Genomic DNA, 3,888 nt, shown 5'->3' on the forward strand with positions numbered 1-3,888 from the left:
CCATCCGCATCATGTGCGGGCTGCTGACGCCGGATGAGGGCGAAGGCACGGTGCTCGGCTTCGACATCCGCAGCGACAGTCTGAGGATCAAGCGCGAAGTCGGCTATATGACGCAAAAATTCTCGTTCTACGAGGACCTGACCATTGCCGAAAATCTCGAATTCGTGGCGCGGCTCTATGGGTTGAAGCCGCTCGACGAGCATGTCGGCAGGACTCTCGAGGATCTCGGCCTCACCTCGCGCAAGAACCAGTTGGCCGGCACGCTGTCCGGCGGCTGGAAGCAGCGGCTGGCGTTGGCCGCCTGCATCATGCACAAGCCCAGATTGCTGTTGCTCGACGAACCGACGGCGGGCGTCGACCCGAAGGCGCGGCGCGAATTCTGGGACGAGATCCATCGGCTGGCCAGCGGCGGGCTGACCGTGCTGGTCTCCACCCATTACATGGACGAGGCCGAGCGCTGCCACCGCATCGGCTACATCTCGTACGGCAAGATGCTGGCGTCAGGCACGGTCGAAGATGTGGTCAGGAACGCCGGGCTGACGACCTTCGTCGTGCAGGGCCCGCGCCTCGACCAGGTCGCGGTCGCGCTCGAGGGCAGGACCGGCGTCGACCAGGTGGCGCCGTTCGGCGCGACGCTGCATGTCGTCGGTTCCGACAAGAAGGCGCTTCAGGCAGCCCTCGCCGATGTCGAGAAAGAGCACAAAGGCGTGACGGTGACGCCGGGCGAGACCAGCCTGGAGGATGTGTTCATCCAGTTCATGTCCGGCTCGAAGGACAACATGGGATGAAAAACGGGATAAACAGCGTCTTTTCCTTCGCCCGGCTCGGCGCGCTGCTGATCAAGGAGTTCATCCAGATGCGGCGCGACCGCATCACCTTCGCCATGATGCTTGGCGTGCCGCTGATGCAGCTGGTGCTGTTCGGCTATGCCATCAACAACGACCCGAAGAGCCTGCCGGCGGCCCTGGTGGCGATGAGCAGCGACCCTTACACGCGGGCCATGGTTTCGGCGCTGCAGACCACCGGCTACTACCGCTTCGACCATGTCGCGCAAAGTGCCGCCGAGGCGGAATTCCTGATGGCGCGCGGCGACGTCGCCTTCGTCGTCACCATCCCCACCGATTTTGCCCGGCGGGTCGAGCGCGGCGACAGCCCGCAAATTCTGATCGAAGCTGATGCCACCGACCCAGCCGTCGCCAGCGGCGCCATCTCGACGCTGGGCACGGTCGCCAACCAGGCGCTGCTCAGGGCACGCGGCATGCAGGAAACGGCCGCCGAAGCCGCCCGAGGCCAGCTCGAAGTGGTGGTGCACCGGCGTTACAATCCGGAAGCCGTCTCGCAATACAACATCGTGCCCGGCCTGCTCGGCGTCATCCTGCAGATGACGATGGTGATGATGACCTCGATCGCGCTGACGCGCGAGACCGAGCGCGGCACGATGGAGAACCTTTTGGCGATGCCGTCCAGCCCACTCGAGATCATGCTGGGCAAGGTGCTGCCCTATCTGGCGGTCGGCGCCGTGCAGGTAGTAGTGGTGCTGGCGGCGGCGAAGCTTTTGTTTGCCATTCCGTTCACCGGGTCCATGTCGCTGCTGCTGACGGCAGTCCTGATCTTCGTGCTGGCGCTGGTGCTGCTCGGCTACACCATTTCGACGATCGCCCGCACGCAGATGCAGGCGCTGCAGCTCACCTTCTTCTTCTTCCTGCCGTCGATCATGCTGTCCGGTTTCATGTTCCCCTATCGCGGCATGCCCGGCTGGGCCCAGGTTTTCGGCGAGATCCTGCCGTTGACGCATTTCCTGCGCATCATCCGCGCGGTGATGCTGAAAGGCGCCGAACTGCCGGCGGTCGCAACGGAGATCGGCTGGCTCGTCGTGTTCGTGGCGCTGTTTGCCGGCGTGGCACTGGTGCGGTTCCGCCGGACGCTGGATTAGGATCCAACTCAATCAGCTTACGCGAATGGCCGAACCGGTCGGGGTGCGGAAGTCCAGATGCATGATCATTCGGATCGAGATTCATGCCGGCTTGACCTGACCCGGAACCAGCGGCAATTCAGGCGCATCCAGTCCTTTGAAGGGATCGCGCCAGGCGTCGATTTCTTCAAACTGACGATACCAGCGGCTGACAGACGGATAATCATCGAGCGGCAATCTGGCGACATCGTTGAAGGGCAGAAACGTCGCCATTCGAAAGTCGGCATAGGACACCGAATTTTCGACCAGCCATTCTCGCTCGGAAAGCTCGGCCTCAAGTGTTGCTGCGGCAGCGCGGAAGTCTCTCAGCCCCTCCTCAACCCGGTCCTGATCAATCGGGCCGAGCCCATACCGCTGTTTGGTCCCGCGTTCGAAATGCACGACGTCGCAAGCTCTTGCGAAGTTCTCTTTCCCCCAACTGAGCCATCGGATCATTTCGGGTTCGTCGTCGCCGGTGCGCCAGAAATCCGAATGCGCGTCGCGTGAAAGCCGACAAGCTATGGCGTCGGCCTCCCAGAGGCTTTTTCCCGAGCCCACAAGTATGGGCAAGGAAAGATTTGGGTTTAGCGGGCGAAATCGCTCAGCCTGCCCCGGAGCGAAGGGGGAGGCGAATTCAAACTCGACCTTCGCGTTGAGATAGCGTGCCACCGCGACCGCGAGGCGAGGATTGGGATTGCGGCTGAAGAACAGTTTCATGTCAGTCCTGAATGGTACGGTTCGACCCTTTGACACCTTTAACCGGCGCATGGACCGGAACTGGTCGCCACCCTAAGCCGCCGCCATGATCTCTGCATAGGTGCCAAAATCGACATTGCCGCCGGACAGCACCACGGCAACGCATTTGCCTGATAGTTCGATCTCGCCCGACGATAGCGCAGCCAGCCCGACGCAGCCGCCAGGCTCGACCACCAGCTTGAGATAGGCCATGGCGTCGCGCATCGCCTGTGCGGCTGCCTTGTCGGAAACGGCAATGCCGCCGGCGAGATTCCTGCGGTTGATCTCGAAGGTGATCGCGCCCGGTTCGGCGGTGAGGAGCGCGTCGCAGATCGAAGTGTGACCGGATTCGATCGAAACCCGGACACCTCTAGCCAGTGAGCGACAGGTGTCGTCGAAATGCTCGGGTTCCACCGCCCAGACGGCCGTATCAGGTGATGCATCCTTGACCGCGATGGAGATGCCGCTGCTCAACCCGCCGCCGCCGCAGGGAATGACGACCGCGTCGAGGCTCACGCCGAGCGCTTTCGCCTGCGCCGTCAGTTCGAGGCCGATCGTGCCCTGGCCGGCGATGATGGCCGGATCGTCGAATGGCGGGACCAGGACCATGCCCCGTTCCATGTATGGACGAACAACCGTCATGCGATCATCGCGGAAACGGTCGAACGGAACCACTTCCGCTCCCATTTTCCTGACATTGCCGACCTTCATTGCCGGCGCGTCAGTGGGCATGGCGATGACCGCCTTGACCCCGAACATCGCCGCCGAGGCGGCGACGCCTTGCGCGTGATTGCCAGACGAGAAGGCGACGACGCCGCGGCTGCGCTCCTCGTCACTCAGCGAAGACAGCTTGTTGTAGGCGCCGCGGAACTTGAACGAGCCGGTGCGCTGCAGCGTCTCCGGCTTGAACAGGATCCTGGCGCCGAAGCGCTTGTTCAGCTCAGGCGATTCGATCAGCGGCGTTTCGACGATCAGACCGGAAAGCCGCGCTGCGGCGGCGTGGATATCGGCGATGCCGGGAGGCGTTGGTGCGATCATGAATTGGTCCCGTGGAAAGGCATGTTTGCCTTTCATGATGCCCGGAAAGGGAGGCGGCGCACCAATGAAAAAATGTGACCGTTACAAAATTCCCACTGGTAGGAAGAGGGGCGGTATGCCTGTCACCTACCGCCTCCCCGGCCCTCCCCGCTATGGCTCCGGGG

At 62.7% G+C, this 3,888-nt stretch carries 4 protein-coding genes; 2 read left to right on the plus strand and 2 right to left on the minus strand.

Features of this window, described 5'->3' with window-relative positions; translation table 11 throughout:
• Both E5W87_RS09230 and E5W87_RS09235 read left to right on the plus strand, forming a co-directional pair.
• The coding region (locus E5W87_RS09230) for an ABC transporter ATP-binding protein (protein ID WP_292396281.1) at nucleotides 1-788 on the plus strand (788 nt) is incomplete at its 5' end.
• Between the two features lie 8 nt (nucleotides 789-796).
• Complete coding sequence (locus E5W87_RS09235; RefSeq protein WP_292396309.1) at nucleotides 797-1,933, plus strand: ABC transporter permease; 1,137 nt, start codon at nucleotides 797-799, stop codon at nucleotides 1,931-1,933.
• Between the two features lie 81 nt (nucleotides 1,934-2,014).
• Here E5W87_RS09235 and E5W87_RS09240 read toward each other — a convergent pair whose 3' ends face one another.
• Both E5W87_RS09240 and E5W87_RS09245 read right to left on the minus strand, forming a co-directional pair.
• Nucleotides 2,015-2,668: a glutathione S-transferase family protein gene (locus E5W87_RS09240; RefSeq protein WP_292396283.1), complete on the minus strand. Its 654-nt coding sequence runs from the start codon at nucleotides 2,666-2,668 to the stop codon at nucleotides 2,015-2,017.
• Nucleotides 2,669-2,740: 72 nt separating this feature from the next.
• Entirely contained in the window at nucleotides 2,741-3,724 is a 984-nt protein-coding gene (locus E5W87_RS09245) for a threonine/serine dehydratase (protein ID WP_292396285.1), read from the minus strand.
• Nucleotides 3,725-3,888 lie beyond the last annotated feature (164 nt).

The sequence above is a fragment of the Mesorhizobium sp. genome, from assembly GCF_004962925.1.
Lineage (GTDB): Bacteria > Pseudomonadota > Alphaproteobacteria > Rhizobiales > Rhizobiaceae > Mesorhizobium.

Bases quoted from the DNA above. Each gene is read 5' to 3' on its own strand.
- E5W87_RS09240 (WP_292396283.1), bottom strand. From the start codon at position 2,668: ATGAAACTGTTCTTCAGCCGCAATCCCAATCCTCGCCTCGCGGTCGCG.
- E5W87_RS09245 (WP_292396285.1), bottom strand. From the start codon at position 3,724: ATGATCGCACCAACGCCTCCCGGCATCGCCGATATCCACGCCGCCGCA.